This window comes from Vibrio sp. 811 (assembly GCF_033339195.1).
The window spans coordinates 1-551 of the sequence record NZ_JAWOUB010000797.1 but is presented as its reverse complement, the minus strand read 5'-3'; the positions used below and the strand labels follow the sequence as shown (position 1 = coordinate 551).

General features: G+C 45.2%; 1 protein-coding gene. It reads right to left on the bottom strand.

What is annotated here, in order from left to right; all coding sequences use genetic code 11:
• Positions 1–57: 57 nt before the first annotated feature.
• Positions 58–551, bottom strand: a 494-nt coding sequence (locus tag R7Q46_RS29455) for a polyprenyl synthetase family protein (RefSeq protein ID WP_318078623.1), incomplete at its 5' end; no start/stop codon positions are given.

Genomic DNA, 551 nt, shown 5'->3' with positions numbered 1-551 from the left:
AAAAGGAAGAGCGAAATGCTCTTCCTTTTGTGTTTCTTGCTAAAGGGTCTGATGGTGCTAGCGGGTGCGTTTTACCGCAACATGAGCCAGCGTGATAAGCGCTTCTTTGTATTCTGATTCTGGTAGTACTTCCAGTTCAGCGATCGCCTTATCTGCTTCTTCTAACGCTTTTTGCGTAGTGTATTCTAACGAACCGGCCTCTTTCATAACGGCTAGGATTTCATCTAAGCGTTCCATGCCATTGGCTTTTTCAATCGCTTCGCGAATCATCAGCGCATTTTCTGGCGTCGTATTACGCATTGCATGTAACAGAGGCAGTGTCGGTTTTCCTTCAGCCAAATCATCACCAACATTTTTGCCCATGTCTTCGCCATCGGATGTGTAGTCCATTACATCATCAATAAGCTGGAATGCAGTGCCTAGGTATTTACCATAATTCTGCAGAGCCAATTCAACGTGTTCTGGAGCATCATTTAAGATCGCGCCAATTTGCGTTGCAGACTCGAACAAGCGTGCTGTCTTTGAGTAGATGACTTGCCTGTAGCTTTCTT